General features: G+C 41.1%; 10 protein-coding genes and 1 tRNA gene. 8 read left to right on the top strand and 3 right to left on the bottom strand.

All coding sequences use genetic code 11. From position 1 onward, the window contains the following. Positions 1 to 30 precede the first annotated feature (30 nt). A complete protein-coding gene (locus FHG64_RS10025) occupies positions 31 to 1,929 on the top strand; it encodes an amidophosphoribosyltransferase (RefSeq protein ID WP_139066271.1) in 1,899 nt (632 codons plus the stop codon). Between the two features lie 556 nt (positions 1,930 to 2,485). Here FHG64_RS10025 and FHG64_RS10015 read toward each other — a convergent pair. After that, a complete protein-coding gene (locus tag FHG64_RS10015) occupies positions 2,486 to 3,094 on the bottom strand; it encodes a superoxide dismutase (protein ID WP_139066269.1) in 609 nt (202 codons plus the stop codon). 171 nt (positions 3,095 to 3,265) lie between these two features. Between FHG64_RS10015 and FHG64_RS10010 the strand changes: the two genes are divergently transcribed. The 7 genes from FHG64_RS10010 (at position 3,266) to FHG64_RS09980 (ending at position 13,705) form a co-directional block, all read left to right on the top strand. After that, the gene (locus tag FHG64_RS10010) at positions 3,266 to 6,394 is read left to right on the top strand and encodes a UvrD-helicase domain-containing protein (RefSeq protein ID WP_139066268.1); all 3,129 of its coding nucleotides are present in this window, start codon (positions 3,266 to 3,268) and stop codon (positions 6,392 to 6,394) included. 31 nt (positions 6,395 to 6,425) lie between these two features. Then, complete coding sequence (gene kbl, locus FHG64_RS10005; protein ID WP_139066267.1) at positions 6,426 to 7,622, top strand: glycine C-acetyltransferase; 1,197 nt, start codon at positions 6,426 to 6,428, stop codon at positions 7,620 to 7,622. Between the two features lie 246 nt (positions 7,623 to 7,868). Further along, positions 7,869 to 9,290 (top strand): OmpA family protein, encoded by a 1,422-nt coding sequence (locus FHG64_RS10000; protein ID WP_139066266.1) that lies wholly within the window; start codon positions 7,869 to 7,871, stop codon positions 9,288 to 9,290. Positions 9,291 to 9,358: 68 nt separating this feature from the next. Further along, complete coding sequence (locus FHG64_RS09995) at positions 9,359 to 12,115, top strand: PD-(D/E)XK nuclease family protein (protein ID WP_139066265.1); 2,757 nt, start codon at positions 9,359 to 9,361, stop codon at positions 12,113 to 12,115. Further along, positions 12,102 to 12,983, top strand: a complete 882-nt coding sequence (locus tag FHG64_RS09990) for an alpha/beta hydrolase family protein (protein ID WP_139066264.1) — start codon at positions 12,102 to 12,104, stop codon at positions 12,981 to 12,983. The genes FHG64_RS09995 and FHG64_RS09990 overlap by 14 nt, the downstream gene beginning before the upstream one ends. Before the next feature lie 67 nt (positions 12,984 to 13,050). Beyond that, positions 13,051 to 13,124: transfer RNA gene (locus tag FHG64_RS09985), tRNA-Ala, on the top strand. Between the two features lie 77 nt (positions 13,125 to 13,201). Next, a complete protein-coding gene (locus tag FHG64_RS09980) occupies positions 13,202 to 13,705 on the top strand; it encodes a GNAT family N-acetyltransferase (RefSeq protein WP_168191348.1) in 504 nt (167 codons plus the stop codon). A 228-nt stretch (positions 13,706 to 13,933) separates the two neighbouring features. Here the strand turns inward: FHG64_RS09980 and FHG64_RS09975 are convergent, their stop codons facing one another. Continuing rightward, the gene (locus tag FHG64_RS09975; protein WP_139066263.1) at positions 13,934 to 15,673 is read right to left on the bottom strand and encodes a M14 family metallopeptidase; all 1,740 of its coding nucleotides are present in this window, start codon (positions 15,671 to 15,673) and stop codon (positions 13,934 to 13,936) included. 10 nt (positions 15,674 to 15,683) lie between these two features. Continuing rightward, complete coding sequence (locus tag FHG64_RS09970) at positions 15,684 to 17,303, bottom strand: M14 family metallopeptidase (RefSeq protein WP_139066262.1); 1,620 nt, start codon at positions 17,301 to 17,303, stop codon at positions 15,684 to 15,686. Positions 17,304 to 17,394 lie beyond the last annotated feature (91 nt).

Raw genomic sequence — 17,394 nt, 5'->3', positions numbered from 1 at the left:
AAAATACCTAAAGCCGAAATAAACCAATATATGAGTGACGCTTTAAAACACGAGTGCGGGATTGCACTCATCCGGCTTCTTAAACCGCTGGAATATTACAAGGAAAAATATGGTACTGCCTTCTATGGGGTAAATAAAATGTACCTCCTAATGGAAAAGCAGCATAACCGCGGACAGGATGGAGCGGGATTTGCGAGTATTAAGCTCAATACTGCCCCTGGAGATCGTTACATTAGCCGCTTAAGGTCAAATGCAGCACAACCCATACAAGATATCTTCAACCAAATTAACGAGCGTATAAACCAGGAGATCACAGAAAATCCTGAATATGCCAATGATGTTGCACTTCAAAAAAAGCACATCCCATATATTGGAGAGCTATTCCTTGGTCACGTGCGCTATGGAACATTTGGAAAGAACAGTATTGAAAGCGTGCACCCCTTCCTGCGGCAAAATAACTGGATGCACAGGAATCTTATTGTTGCAGGAAATTTCAATATGACCAATGTATTCCAGCTATTCAATAATTTGGTAGAACTGGGACAGCACCCTAAAGAGCGGGCAGATACTGTTACCGTGATGGAGAAGATTGGACATTTCCTTGATGACGAGGTTAGGAAACTTTATAAAAAATTAAAAAAAGAAGGTTTTACCAAAGTAGAAGCTTCGCCTGTGATCGCAGAACGGCTTAATGTTGCCAAAATTTTACGCAAAAGTGCCAAGAATTGGGACGGCGGATATGCTATGGCCGGTTTGCTGGGCCACGGCGACTCCTTTGTACTTAGAGATCCCGCAGGGATTAGGCCAGCATATTATTATAAGGATGATGAGGTTGTCGTGGTAGCTTCGGAAAGACCTGTAATACAAACCGTGTTTAATGTAAACTTTGAGGATGTACAGGAACTTCCTCCCGGCCACGCTATTATTACCAAAAAAAGCGGGGAGGTTGCAATAAAACAAATCCTGGAGCCACTGGAGCGTAAAGCCTGCTCCTTTGAAAGAATCTATTTCTCGCGAGGAAGTGATGCCGAGATCTATAAGGAAAGGAAGATGCTTGGTCGGCTTCTCATGCCAGAGGTGCTTAAATCTATTGATCACGACACCATTAATACCGTATTTTCCTATATACCTAATACTGCTGAAACTTCCTTTTATGGAATGGTAGAGGCTGCACAGGACGAGCTTAACAGGCAGAAGAACCAGACTATCCTGGCAGAAAAGGAAACTCTAACAGATGCCCGCCTGCAGGAGATATTGGAATACAAACTCCGTACAGAGAAAATCGCGATCAAGGATGTTAAGTTAAGGACCTTTATTACCGAAGACAGCAGCAGGGATGACCTGGTAGCTCACGTGTATGATGTCACTTACGGGGTGGTTAAACAAACAGACAATCTGGTTATCATAGACGATAGTATTGTACGAGGAACCACTCTTAAAAAGAGTATCATTAAAATGCTGGACAGGTTAAATCCAAAACAGCTGGTGGTTGTTTCCTCTGCCCCGCAAATTAGATTTCCTGATTGTTATGGGATAGATATGGCAAGGCTGGAAGACCTGGTAGCTTTTAGAGCCACATTAGAGCTTCTTAAAGACAACAACCAATATCATATCGTAGATGAAGTATATGAGAAATGCAAAAAACAGGTAGACCTGGATGATGTAGATGTTCAAAATTTCGTAAAGGAGATCTATGAACCATTTACAGACCAGCAGATATCTGATAAAATTTCTGAGCTCCTAAGCGAGCCGGAGGTAAAGACCAAGGTAAAGATCATCTATCAAACAGTAGATAACCTTCATAAGGCCTGTCCAAAGAATCTGGGTGACTGGTATTTTACCGGGGACTATCCAACTTTTGGAGGTAACAGGGTGGTTAACAGGGCTTTTATAAACTTCTATGAAGGAAATAAAGACCGTGCTTATTAGTCGGCTTCTTACAAAAGAAAATTTTAATTTGTAAAAAACTGCATTTCAACTAATTTCCGGGTACTTGGTCTAAAAGTGTTTGTGCAGCCTACCTAAAGCTGTATATTAGCAAAGCCATAGCATAAGTAGGTTAAGTTCATGGTAGATTTGGGGCAAAAAAAGGTGGATTCTTACATCCGCCTTTTTTTATGTCTTGTCGTGAAATGTTTTTTAGAAACAAGAGGCAAGAAACAAGAACCAGGAGGCAAGAACCAAGAGGCAAGAACCAAGAGACAAGAAGAGAGAAGAGAGAAGAGAGAAGAGAGAAGAGATAAAAAACTCTAATTTTACTTCGTAAAAAGATTGGAAACCACTATTTAGACAGGGAAGTCAACCTTCGAAAAAATTTCTGAATATCCTTGGCAGATGAAATTTGAGCGAAATGTTGGTAAATTTTTCCATTTGCATGTTTTTCATTTAGGTAGAACTACTTATAACGTTTAATGGTGACTAAGTTTATACCATAAAAAAAGGCTGCCTCTCCAGGCAACCTTTTTTCCTTTTTCAAAATAATAATCTATTTCGCCTGTGCATAGCGTGTAGAAACTTCTTTCCAGTTGATCACGTTAAAAAAGGCATCAATATATTCAGGTCTTTTGTTTTGGTATTTTAAGTAGTAGGCATGTTCCCATACATCCAGTCCAAGGATAGGAGTACCTCCACATCCAACTCCTGGCATTAAAGGATTATCCTGGTTGGGAGTAGAACAAATCTCCACCTTACCACCTTCATGAACACATAACCATGCCCAGCCAGATCCAAATTGAGTGGCTGCTGCATTTGAAAATTCATCTTTAAAAGCCTCGAAAGATCCAAAAGCTGAATCTATTGCCTGGGCCAATTCACCTTCTGGCTTGCCACCTCCATCTGGAGACATGATCTCCCAGAACAAGTTATGATTATAGTATCCCCCGCCATTATTACGAACGGCAGAATTTGATTTATCTAAATTTTTAAGAATGTTTTCTATTGTCTTCCCTTCGTTATCTGTTCCTTCAATGGCAGCATTCAACTTTGAGGTGTACCCGGCGTGATGTTTATCATGGTGAACTTCCATGGTCTTTGCATCAATATGTGGTTCCAATGCGTCAAACGCATATTTTAGTTTTGGTAATTCAAAAGCCATAATTATTAATTTTTTAGTTATAATATGATCATTGTTTCAAAATTAGGCATTAAGCCTATTATTAAAAATATTAAACTGTTATAAAAACCTTAAAGATTGCTTTTTCTTTGCTTTAATTTTGATATTTAGAACTATCATGGATTTTCCTTCAATCTAAACCATTCCAATAATTTGCAAACACCAAATTTATTCAGAATATATAACGCTTCAGCCGGGTCTGGAAAGACATACACCCTGGTGAGGGATTACCTGCTTTTACTGTTGCGCAGCAGCCAGCAGGATGCATACCGGAATATCCTGGCGATCACCTTCACCAACAAAGCTGTTGCTGAAATGAAAACCCGGGTAATAGCTGCCCTATATGCCCTTTCAAGGGATACCTGCCAGCCCTCCTATCAAAACCTCCTGGATGATCTGGTTAAGGAAACCGGGCAAACCGATAAGGAGATAAGTGTGAAAGCCGGGAAGATCCTTAAAAGCATTTTGCATAATTATGCATCTTTTGATATTTCTACCATAGACAGGTTCACCCATAAGATCATAAGGACCTTCGCCAAGGATCTTGGTATCCCGGTAAATTTTGAGGTTGAAATGAACACGCAACAAATACTGCAGGAGGCTGTGGACAGGGTGATCAACAGGGCGGGAGAAGACAGGGAACTTACTAGGGTGCTGGTTAATTTCACCCTTACAAAGACCGATGAGGATAAAAGCTGGGATATCACAAAAGACCTTAATAAATTCGCAAAGATCCTGTTGAATGAAGGCAATCAAAAACATCTAAAGTTCTTAAAAGAGAAAAGCCTGGAGGACTACAGGAAATTTTCAGACAGAGTAAAATCCCTTATAAAAACTTCAGAGGAAAATATTGCCACTATTGCCAATCATTTTTTTACCATAGTAGAGGAAGGAAATCTCTCAAAAAAGGATTTTAAAGGTGGGTATGTGTTTTCATACTTCAGCAAACTAAAATCGGGGGATTATAAAGTTAATTTCACGGCAAACTGGCAGGAAAATATTGCCACAGATAGGCTTTATGCCGCAAGTGTCCCTCAGGATAAAAAAGACATCCTGGACGACAGACAACAGGAAATTGCGCTTTTATTCGACTCCTCCAAAACAGCCATCATAAGGCGGGAATACCTGCGGGAGCTATTTTTTACCATAACCCCACTTTCCCTGTTAAGCGAAATTGCAAGCGAGATGGAACACATAAAGAGGGAACGATCCCTTGTTTTGATCTCAGACTTCAACCCAACTATTGCAGCACAGGTGAAGGATCAACCGGCACCTTTCATTTATGAACGTCTTGGAGAACGCTATCGCAACTACTTTATAGATGAATTTCAAGACACCTCCCAAATGCAATGGACCAATATCACTCCCTTAATAGACCACGCCCTTTCAGCTTTTTCAGGAAATAGTGAACCGGCCTGCTTAACATTGGTAGGCGATGCCAAGCAGTCCATTTACAGGTTCAGGGGAGGAAAGGCAGAGCAATTCATTGACCTTTATGGAGATTCAAATCCTTTTAACGTTGAAAAAGAAGTAACAAATTTGCCATATAATTACAGAAGCTCCAGGGAGATTGTGGAATTCAACAATTCTTTTTTTAGTTTCCTGGCTGAAAAGTTTGAAAAACAGGATTACCGTGAACTCTTTAAGGCAAGTGGTCAAAAGGCTAAAAAAGAAAATCCCGGCTATGTGCAAATAGATTTCCTCGAAACTGAAAATTCTGAACAGGAAAAAGAAATGCAACCTGAAAGGGTTTTTGAGATCATACAGGAGCTGGAAGAAAAGAAAGTGCCAAAAAGTGACATTTGCATTCTCACAAGGACAAGGAACCAGAGTTTTACTATAGCAAATTTTTTAAGCGAAAAGGGCCTCACTATTGTTTCTTCGGAATCTCTTTTAGTGTCAAATTCCCCAGAAGTGATTTTTATAAACACACTTCTGGAATTCTCCTTAAATCCGGAAGACAAACAACTCAAATGGAAAGTTTTAAAATTTCTTGTTGAAAAATTGGATGTTGATGACGGCCATCGTCTTATTTCAACCAGCCTGGAGCTGGATGAAACTGAATTTTTCAACTGGCTGGAGGATTATGACTTATATTTTAATTTGTCGCAAATTAGAGAGTTGTCAATTTTTGAAGCGGCAGAATATATCTTAAGAAGTTTTTCCCTTGTTGAGGGTTCAAACGCCTATATTCAATTCTATCTTGATTTTGTTTTTGAAAAAACCACCGGTTCCCCCGTGAGTATTACCCAATTCCTGGAATATTGGGAGCAGGAGCGTGAAAGGCTAAGCATATCTGTTCCTAAAACCGGCAATGCGATCCAAATAATGACTATTCATAAATCAAAGGGTTTAGAATTCCCGGTGGTCATATATCCATTTGCCAATACTAAGATACGGGACATAAGCAAGGAGTCGCTATGGCTTCCACTGCCCGAGGACCTGGCAGAGATCCCGTTTAGCTATTTTAAGGCATCGTCTAAAATGCTCAATTGGGGTGAATTCGAGGAAAATGCTTATCAAGAATTGGTGTCACAAACAGAATTTGATGCCATTAATATCCTGTATGTTGCCTTTACAAGGGCATCCAGGCATTTATATATTATCTCCTCCCTTGACCTTAAAAAAGGGCAGGAATATGAGGACAGGGTTTCGGGTCTTCTCATAGGTTATCTAAAATCCCGGGGATTGTGGACAGATAGCTCCTCCTATTACTTTGGAAGTACTGAATACAAGGTAGCGGAGATTGAGATCATAGATGCGGTTAACCCTAAAACATATATTAGTTCCTCTACACAAAATGAAGTAGTCAGGATCGTAACGCATACCGGAAGCATGTGGGGGTCCAACAGGGAGACTGCTGTCAATACGGGTAATCTCGTTCACAATATACTTTCAGAAACCGATACCACTAAGGATATTGGTCCCGCCATGGAGAAATTTCTAAAAAAGGAGGAGAAGGATCCCGCCACACAGACTCAAATGAAAGAACTTTTGTCACAGGTAGTCACGCATCCCCAGTTGGCCACTTATTTTAGAGAGGATGCAATTGTGAAGAGAGAAAGGGATATTATAAGTCCGGGAGGGGAGGTCCTGAGGCCAGACAGGCTCAATTTTGAAGGCAACAGAGTAACTATACTTGATTATAAAACAGGCAAACTCCAGCCCCAGCACCGGGAGCAAATGCAGCAATATGCCGGAACACTGGAATCTATGGGATATGAGGTGGAAAAAAAGATCCTCATATATATTAATGAGGAAGTAAGCCTTAGCATTGTATAAAAGATGTTTAATTTTGTAAAAACTGAAAAATATGTACGGAGCAATAAAAGACCAATTACAAAAGGAATTAGAAGAAATTAAGGCCAACGGCCTTTATAAAAAAGAAAGGATCATAACCTCCCCACAGGATGCCGTGATTAAAATATCCACAGGACAGGAGGTAATAAATTTTTGTGCTAATAACTATCTGGGGCTTTCCTCTCATCCCGAGGTCATCCAGGCTGCCAAGGATACGCTTGACTCCCATGGTTTTGGAATGTCCAGCGTTCGGTTTATATGCGGGACCCAGGATATTCACAAAGAACTGGAAGCAAAAATTGCCGATTTTTATGGTACAGAGGATACTATATTATATGCCGCAGCCTTTGATGCCAATGGCGGGGTGTTTGAACCCTTACTCACAGCAGAGGATGCTATCATAAGCGACTCCCTTAACCATGCCTCTATAATAGATGGGGTTAGACTTTGTAAAGCTGCAAGATACCGTTATGAAAATGGTAACATGGAAGACCTGGAGGCCCAGCTTAAAGCTGCCAACGAGAAAGGTGCAAGATTTAAGATCATAGTTACAGATGGGGTCTTTTCCATGGATGGCCTTCTGGCTCCCCTGGATAAAATTTGTGACCTGGCAGAGCAATATGATGCAATGGTAATGATAGATGAATGTCATGCGACCGGGTTCATTGGTGAAAGTGGAATAGGAACACTGGAGGAAAAGAATGTCCTTGGAAGAGTTGATATAATTACCGGGACCCTGGGGAAAGCCCTGGGCGGTGCAATGGGGGGGTATACCACAGCAAAAAAGGAGATCATTGAGATCCTTCGCCAGCGATCCCGACCATATTTGTTCTCAAACTCCCTTGCCCCCGCAATTGTGGGAGCTTCCATCAAGGTGTTTGACATGTTAAAGAAAGACACCTCTTTAAGAGACAAATTGCATGAAAACACTGCTTATTTTAAGAAGGAAATGAAAGCTGCGGGATTCGACATTATAGACGGGGAATCGGCAATTGTTCCGGTGATGCTATATGACGCACAACTATCACAGGATATGGCAGATATGCTCCTGGAGGAAGGTATATATGTCATTGGTTTCTTTTACCCGGTTGTCCCTAAAGGCAAGGCCAGGATACGGGTACAGCTATCTGCAGCTCACGAAAAAGAACATTTGGATAAAGCTATAGAAGCTTTCAAAAAAGTTGGCCGGGAGCTCAAAGTTATAGGCTAAAACCCGGATTAATTATTTGTTAAAAATTTACAAAATTGATATTTAATAAGTATATATTTTGCTTTTTTGTAAATCATAATAAATGGAAGTTTAATTGTAAAACTCACAAGTACAAAGGCTTAACAAGCCCTTTTAATGTGCAGCATTTGCGGCTTAATTAAGAAAACTTTATTATTTTTAGCTTTGTTAATATTGATTTACCGCATACTTTTGCTTGAATTAACACTTAAAACTAAATTAACAAATATGAAACATCTTAGCAGATTTTTATTAGCTTCATTACTTGTGCTCAGCTTTAGTGCTGTACAGGCGCAGGATGAAAATAACCCTTGGGCCATAGGAATTGGCGTAAATGCGGTTGACCTTTACCCAACAGGAGAAGACGCTCCTGCCGGAGGATGGTTTGATCAATATTTCAATGCTGCAGACCACTGGAATATTCTACCGGCTGTTTCAAGAATATCTGTTGGCCGTTACATAGGTAGTGGTTTGGTATTTGAGGCTGCAGGTTCTGTTAATCAAATAAGTAAATTTGGGGAAGAAAGCCTTAATGACCTTTCATATTATGCTCTGGACGGTACTATAAAGTATAGCCTAAGAGCTTTATTGAATGACGGTTGGTTAGATCCAAATATTGGTATTGGTGGTGGTTACACCTGGCTAGATAGTGAAGGTGCCGCTACATTAAACGGTTCAGCAGGATTAAGTTTTTGGTTCACAGACAATGTGGCCCTTAGCCTTCAATCAACTTACAAGCATGCGTTTAAAGATGAGGCATTTCCTCATTTTCAACATAGTGCAGGTCTAAAATTCATCTTTGGTGGTATGGATACCGATGGGGATGGAATTTATGACAAGGATGATGAATGTCCTGAAACTCCGGGATTACCTGAATTTAACGGTTGTCCAGATTCTGATGGTGACGGCGTGCCAGATCACCTTGATGCCTGTCCTAACACTCCTGGTATGATCGAATTCGACGGATGTCCTGATACCGATGGTGATGGAATCCCAGATCCACAGGATGAATGTCCTAACGAAGCTGGAACGGCTGAATTTAACGGATGTCCAGATTCTGACGGTGACGGTGTGCCAGATAACAAAGACGAATGTCCTAATGAGGCAGGTCCGGCTGAAAACAACGGATGTCCTTATGAAGACCGTGACGGTGATGGTGTATTAGATAAAGATGATGAGTGTCCAGATACTCCGGGAACTGTTGAAAACAACGGGTGTCCAGAGCCAACTGCTGAGGTGGTTTCTGAATTGAACGAATATTCCAAGACTGTATTGTTTGACCTTAATAAAGCGACCATTAGATCTGAGTCTGAAGAAGCTCTTGAATCTATCGCTGATATAATGGCTGAATATGACAATACTGTATTCCACATTGAAGGACATACAGACAGCACAGGAAGCGATCAATATAACCTGCAACTTTCTAAAGAGCGTGCAGCTTCTGTAAGAGAATTCCTTGTCTCTAAAGGGGTTCCTGCCAACAGATTGACTTCTGAAGGTTATGGAGAGTCAAGACCTATAGCTTCCAACAATACTTCACAGGGAAGACAGGAAAACAGACGTGTTGAGATCTCTTTGGATAAAGACAAAGAAATGAGAGACCGTAGTAATGAGACTCAAACAGATACTACCAGAACTGGTAATAACTAGGAAATAGTTTCTCATAAAATTTAAGTGAAAACGCCCCGATTGATCGGGGCGTTTTTTATTTTTACCTAATGACATCTTTCCTCACCACCGTAATCAAGGACCTTTTAAAAACTAATGATTCATTATCAAACCTCACCTTTATACTGCCAAGCAAACGTGCTGGAGCATTTTTGCGCAGGGAGATCTCCAGCCAGATTATAAAACCGGAATTTTCCCCGGCTATTATAAGTATTGAAGAGTTCACTGAACAGGTCTCAGGACTGGCTACCGTAGATAACACCACCACTCTCTTTGAATTTTATTCTGTATATAAAAATTGCACCCCTGCTGAGGAGACAGAGGAATTTGAAAATTTTAGTTCCTGGGCACAAACCCTCATTCATGATTTTAATGAAATAGACAGATACCTCATCCCACAGGAAAAGATCTTTAATTATTTAGCCGATATACAGGATATTACCCATTGGTCCCTTGCAAAAGAGAAAACAGATATAGTAAAGAACTACCTCGCCTTCTGGAAGAAGTTACCAGTTTACTACCGGGACCTCCAAAAGAACCTTATTCAAAATGCAGTGGGCTACCAGGGGATGGTTTACCGGGAGGCAGCAGAAAAAATAGCAGAGTTTGCCGGGGAAAATGCTACAGCCCATGTCTTTGTAGGATTCAATGCCCTTAATAATGCAGAACAAAGGATCTTTCAAACAATGCTGGAAAAAGGCGCCAGGGTATATTGGGATTTAGATGAGGTACATTTTAGGGATAAAGAACACGATGCAGGGCTATTTTTAAGGGAGTATGCCGCTACCTGGCCTTATTATGATAAAAACAGGTTTGAGATCCTTTCCAACAACTATTCTCTTGAAAAAGAGATTGAGATCATTGGCATTCCCAAGCAAATAGGCCAGGCCAAATATGTAGGAGAACTATTGGAGAGCTTACCTCCGGGAGATCTTGATAATACAGCCCTCGTCCTGGGGGATGAAACATTATTATTACCTGTCCTTAATTCCATCCCCAACAATATTCCTGCACTTAACATTACTATGGGTTATCCTTTAAAGTACAGCAACTTCTCCCTGTTATTTGAGAAGATGTTTGAATTCTTTAAAAATGAAGATGGCAGGTATTATTATAAGGATGTGATAAGTGTGCTAAGTAATCCAATTATCCAGAGAATAAGCAGGGACAGGTGTAGAAAAGTTATAGCCGCCATTAAGAATGAGAACCTGCTCTATCTATCGCCACAGCAAATCCAGCAACTATTCAGAGATCCTGTTCCTGAGGCAGTAAAACTCATTTTTCCATCCTCCAGCCCTCCTCCACGGCAAGCCATTGAGAATATTTTGTTATTGATATCTCACATAAAGGAAAGCTTAAATGAAGAGCAAGACGCCCTTAACCTGGAATTCTTATATCGATACCGGCAGGTTGCCCTTCAGCTAGAGGAATTGCTTAAGAAATATCCGCATATCAAATCTATTAATGCACTGCACCACTTCTATAACGAAATAAGCAGCCTGCACGCACTGGATTTCCAGGGAAAACCCTTTCAGGGTCTGCAGTTAATGGGAATGCTGGAATCCAGGGTTCTTGATTTTGAGACAGTTATCCTAACCTCGGTAGATGAGGGAACGCTTCCAGCAGGAAAAAGCAATAATTCGTTTATCCCTTTTGAACTAAAGAAAACTTTTGGCCTTCCTACTTATAAGGAAAAAGATGCTGTTTACACCTACCATTTTTATCATCTACTTCAAAGGGCTAAAAAAGTGTATCTCCTGCATAATACAGATACTGAAGGAAGCATGGGAGGTGAGAAAAGCAGGTTCCTGTTACAGCTGGAACTCGAAAAACAAATGAGGCATAAGATTTCCACTACTGTTATAACCCCAAAGGTCAAACACACGCAGGATCAACTACAGGAAGTCGAAAAAACCCCGGAGGTAATGGAGATGATAAGGGAAATTGCAGGAAGGGGTTTCTCTCCTTCCGCCTTAACAACTTATATAAGGAACCCACTGGATTTTTACTTACAATACATCCTAAAAATAAGGGATAAAGAGGAAGTCGAGGAAACAGTGGCATTCAATACCCTGGGAACCGTAGTTCATAAAACCCTGGAAGAATTCTATGGCCAGTTAAAAGATAAACAATTAACACTGGAGGATATTGAAGCATTTAGAAAAGCAACTACTGCAGAGGTTAAAAGGCAATTTACACTGGAATATAGCAGTGCCCCACTTTCTAAAGGTAAGAATCTACTAATTTTTGAGGTCGCCAGAAGATATGTCCTCAATTTTCTTAAAATGGAAAGCAACGCCCTGCAGGGTGGAAGTGAAGTTTTTATTAAGGAAGTAGAAGCCAATCTTAGCACCTCCCTTGATATCCCAGAACTTGATTTCCCTGTGAATATTAGGGGCAATGTGGATAGAGTTGATATTCATAATGATGTCCTGCGTATAATAGATTATAAAACTGGTAAAGTAGAGCAACCACAACTTGAAATATGCAACTGGGATGATATAATCACAGATTACGACAAGTTCTCTAAACCTTTCCAGGTGCTTATGTATGCCACCATGCTGCTGGAAAACAGGAGTGGCGGGCCACAGGTCGAAGCAGGCGTGATCTCCTTTAAAAACCTGAAACAGGGTTTCCTCAAATTTGCAAAAAAAGAACACAGCCGCGACCGCAACAAGAATTACAATATTGATCCTGAGGTCCTGGAAAACTTTAAAGTACAGTTAAAGTACCTCATAAAGGAGATCTGTGACCCTAAAATTCCGTTTCTTGAAAAAGAAATAAAAAATGCATATGGAACTTACTAAAAAGAAGAATTTACAAATAGAAGGCAAACATGGCAAACCTGTGCTTACAGACCTAATTTTCAGGGAGGATGACAAACCAAAGCAGGTAATTCTTTTTTGTCATGGATATAAGGGATTTAAAGACTGGGGAGCCTGGGAAAAAATGGGGGAATATTTTGCAAGGGAAGGTTTTTTCTTCCTGAAATTTAATTTTTCCCATAACGGCATTACTCCAGATGATCCTTTGGAATTTCGGGATATTGAAGCCTTTGGAGACAATAATTACATCAAGGAACTGGATGACCTGCAAAGTATTATAGACTGGATATTACTGCCAGACTTTGAACATGCGGTCCAGCTGGATGTCGCTAATTTAAATGTGATAGGCCATTCACGTGGAGGAGGCATTGCCACAATAAAAGCTTCGGAAGATAAAAGGATCACCCGGCTGGTAACATTATCTTCTGTAAGTGATTTTGCCTCGCGTTTCCCGGAGGAAAAAGAGCTTGAAAAATGGCGTGAGAAAGGGGTAAGCTATATCGTCAACACACGTACAGGCCAGAAGCTGCCACACCATTTTCAATTTTATACCAATTTCCAGGAAAATGAAGAAAGGCTGGATATTTCCAGGGCTGCAAAAGAGCTCGAAATTCCGCATCTCATTGTTCACGGCAGCAATGACACATCTGTACCAATTAGTGATTCAGGCCAGTTGTTTGAATGGAGCCCCTTCCCCGACCTTCTGCTGGTGGAAAGTGCAGATCATGTGTATGGACTCTCCCATCCCTGGGAGCAGGAAGAATTTCCTAAAGAATTCCAATATGTGTTGGAGAGGACGGTGAAATTTTTGAAAAAAGACAAAGAACAACTTAAGGCAGAGATGAAATAGCATCGCTTTTAAAAAAGAAAATAAGATTTTACACATTTAAAATTTTGTTTTACCTTTGGCCCTTCAAGGGGGATTAGCTCAGCTGGCTAGAGCGTTTGGCTGGCAGCCAAAAGGTCATCGGTTCGACTCCGATATTCTCCACAAAACCACTCTTTTTAAGGGTGGTTTTTTGTTTTTAAATCCAATATTATCTCACAGAGATTAAACAAATTTCCCACATGAAAATAAGGATCGCTACTAAGGAAGACCTCCAGGAAATAAAAAAACTGACCGAAGATTGTGCCGTGGCTATGAAGGAAAAAGGGATCTTTCAATGGAATGAGCATTATCCTTCCCGCGAAAAACTGGCAGCCGATATTGATAAAGAAGAACTGTATGTACTGGAAGAGAAAAAGGAAATTCTGGGCATCGTTGTCCTTACAGCTCATATGGATGAAGAATATATTCCAATTGAGTGGTTAACCCAAAGCGGCAACAACCTTTACATTCACAGGCTGGCAACTCACCCAGGGGTTTGGGGACAGGGCTATGGCCAAAGTCTTATGGATTTTGCCGAAGATTTCGCCCGCCGGAATAATTATGATTCAGTAAGACTGGACACCTTCAGCCAGAACAAAAGAAACCATAGATTTTATGAAAGCAGGGGCTACAAACGCCTGGGGAATATCTTTTTTCCCAAACAAAGCGAAGATCCCTTTCATTGTTATGAACTGGTACTATAGCAGAAAGATTTCGGAAACCCGAGGAAAAGCCTCTGCCTCCCAATAAAAAAGCCCCGGTCACAGCGGGGCTTTTTCTATTTAATTAATTGATCTCTTCTCTCAATTCCAAAATAACAGGTCCAGACTCTAGACTCTAGCTTCTTTTTATAACCCAGTCTTGTCTCTTGTCTCTTGTCTCTTGGTTCTTGCTTCTTGATTCTTGTTTCCTGGCTCCTGGTTCTAACCCAATCATCCTCTCCACTCAGCCGTTCCTCCTTTGGCAGAATCTACATTGATCCTGTATTTTCCGTTTCCGGAAACTATCCAACGCACCTTTACTGCTTGCATTCCCGGGATGTTTGCTACTTTGATCGTTTCAGGATTGTGTTTTTGTTCTTCTACCTTATTAAAATCCTCGTCATTCACTACCATCCCTGTTACGACCCTGGCTCCGGAAATCGTAACAAAATCCGGTCTCTCTATTTTGTATTTCAAATCCTGGCTGGAGTGAGTTGGCATAAGTCTCTCATTGTAAATGGTAGCGGTAATTTGCTTTAATCCCCCTCCAATGTTTTCCTCCTTCACATCTGTAATACTCAATTTGGGAGTGTGAAAAGCATGATAGATGGTGAAAGCCATATTCCTGTGGGCATCCTGCTCCAGCAGGAATCCCGGGTGAGCCCTACCGAAGTTCTTTTTAAATCCGCCAATTTCAATCTTTCCGTATTGTGGATGGTCATATTCCTCCCAGGGCGCAAACGCATCTCCAAAGGTTAGGAACTTATCCACATCCATTTCCTCATCCTGGTTGCCGCGGCCCGCGTTCTTGTTGAAATAAAGATAGGACACCATAAGCTCATTAGTATATGTATAAATACCTCTTCCTCCGTAAAACCAATCCAGTTCCCCTCCAAAAACCGAGTAGAGGTCCTTATAAACCACCAGGTACCTGTAGCCGGGAATAAGTTCCTCACCTTTTTTTCCAATAGCATCGTAGATCTTCACATCCTCTGCATTATAGGTATCCTTATCCTCCTCTGCTCCGGGGCCGCGCAGGATCATCCCGCCGTAGTTGTGATAACTTTGTGCACCTGCAATATTGGGGTGCTTCATTACGAATTCCATTACCGCCCTATTCTCAGGAAGACTGAAGGGATATTTATAGGCTCCACGTTGAATATAATCCGGCTGCCATTTCCAGCCCCAGTCGCGGTTAGGGTCGTAATATCCTATCCCATCCTCATTTACCTCGCCATCTCCATCTGTGTCCTTTCCTTCATAGCCCAGCATTTCATATTCTCCTTTTTCCTCGGCGGCCACTCTTATAAGCTTTCTTGGGTCCATAGGGTCTTTGATATACCTCCCGGTAGGAGACTTCCTCACCATCATGGTAATGTGATTATCTCCATTAAGATCATCAAAACCGTCTTCTCCTGCTTTCCCATCCCCGTCGTTATCCAGCACCAGCATTCCCGAACGTGGTGAATGCGGAGTATTCGGCTCGTTCATGAAATTATTGCGGGCATCGGGGTTAATCGTAGGATTTATGTAAAAAGTTTTATCTGCCAGCAGTTCCTTAATAAAATCCAGTTCTTCAAACATCTCTGTTAAATACCAGGCTGTGTAAAGGGAAAATTCTGCCCCCTGTATCTCATTGGAATGTATATTCCCGTCAATATACATTGCCGGTTTTTTATCGGGATCACCGGTTTTATAATCTGAAATGGTTAAAAGAAAAATATCCTTTCCTTCATAGGATTTTCCAATGCTTTCCATCCTGGCAAGATCGGGATGGGCCTTTGCGATCTTTTGCATGATATCTACTATGCCTTCGTAGGTATAATACCTGTTCCAGCTAACCTGCACTTCGGGTTTATGTGGAGTCCCAATTGCGCGGAAGAATTTTTCCTGGCCCTGCATCACGCTAACGTTCATCAAGAAACTTAAAATTCCCAGAATTGCTGTAGTTCTTATATTCTTTAAATTCATCTTCTAAAAATTAAAGTTTTACATTCATTGTAGCATAACCTGTATGTGGTGCTCCTGCCCTGACCTCCAACGTACCTGAGCCGCGTACGATCCAGGAAACCGTTTCCTTCTCATAGGCACCAAGTTTTTCTGAAAGCTTGATGGTATTTCCTGCCAGGATATCTTTCTTATCCTTGTTAACGGTGATTTGCAACTTTTGTAACCATCTGGAACGCTCTCCAATTTCTGAATGAGTTGGCAAAGGAGAATTATTTAAGACATCAAGTGTAATACGGGTGAGACCACCACTTAATTTTTCTGTCTTTACATTATGAAACTCTATAGCAGGCTTCATTTCTGCCAGTTTTACCACGAAGTTTGTATGATTTATAGCTATGCTGTCTACCATGCTGTAGGGAGGATTTGTCATAAGAAAGGGCTTAATTCCTCCCACCTCAACGTTTTGATTTGGGAAATCCGGATGGCTCACAGTTGTCCAGGGGATAAATACATCATTTATTCCTTCATGCTCTGCCCAGTTGAGAAAATTAGTTTCAGGAGTTAGCTTCCCATTTTTGATTTGTGTTGAATCTTCTTTTGCCTTTACTTCGGGAACCCACCAGCCCGGGGTACTAAAACTTAGCCTGCCAAAATGGAAATATGCCCACTGGAAGAAATCCCCTCCTCTTCCCTGGTTGTCCTGGTTATAAGCTTTTTGGGAAATGGTTTCATTGTATATTTCAGAAACCATTCTATTGAGCTCCACATCTTTTTCCAACATTGATGATACCACACGTTTTTCTGCCCCGCTTTTATTGTATTTAAGAGGTGAGGACAGGTTATTCTCGGGTGCAAAAGTCACAAAAGCGAAGATATTCCATCGTTCAAATAAATAATCAAGAAGAGCCCTGCTCTCCTTTTGAGAAACCGGAAATTCCCCGGCGTAAGCTTCAAAAGCCGGGAATTGATAGGTAAGGCTTTTATTAAAAGCTATTCCTTCTGCAGGATCCTCATTAAAATCCCCGTCCTTGTCATTATCAATCCCTTCAGAATATTTAAGGAATCTTTTTTCTCCGTTTCTATTGCCTTCAGCTTTTACTAATAATTGCGGATAATCCTTATGAGCCACATAATTTCCCGTGGCGCTTTCAATGCGCATATCTGTTATATACCCATCCTTATTAAGGTCTTCATAGCCATCTTCACGTTTTTCTCCATCCCTGTCATTATCTACAACTGCTGCATTCCCACGACGTTCATATTTAAAATTGCTGTGGTACTGTGAATAAGCATCGGGTGACATATTTGGAAACACATAAAATGTATTGGTATCCAGTAATTCTGAATGCTCCCGCAGCAATCTCTGAGCCACCTGCAGCGCCAGTTCCACGCTTAGTACGTGATATCCCTCTACTCCCCCGGTGATGGCGATCGCAGGTTTATTTTCCAGGTCTCCCCTCCCAAGTTGCAGAGCCCAAATATCCTGCCCTCCTTCGGTTTTTGTAAGGGAGATCAATTGCGCATCTTTAGAAGAAGCTATTTGTTGAAGCCGCTGTGTAACCTCGCGGTTTGTAGGATAATCTTCCTGTGCAGCAGCAGGAAATGCTCCCAGGGAAATGGCTGCCAACAGGCATAAAAACTTATTTTTCATAAACTATTTACTTTGGTAGTATGTAATTTTCCAAAAATAAGACTTAAAACGAGCTTATAAGGGATTTCCCCTATTTTTTAAGACTCACTAC

The sequence above is a fragment of the Antarcticibacterium flavum genome, from assembly GCF_006159205.1.
Classification (GTDB): Bacteria; Bacteroidota; Bacteroidia; order Flavobacteriales; family Flavobacteriaceae; genus Gillisia; species Gillisia flava.
Note: the sequence above shows the minus strand (reverse complement) of the source record. Positions and strands in the feature narration are given on the sequence as shown.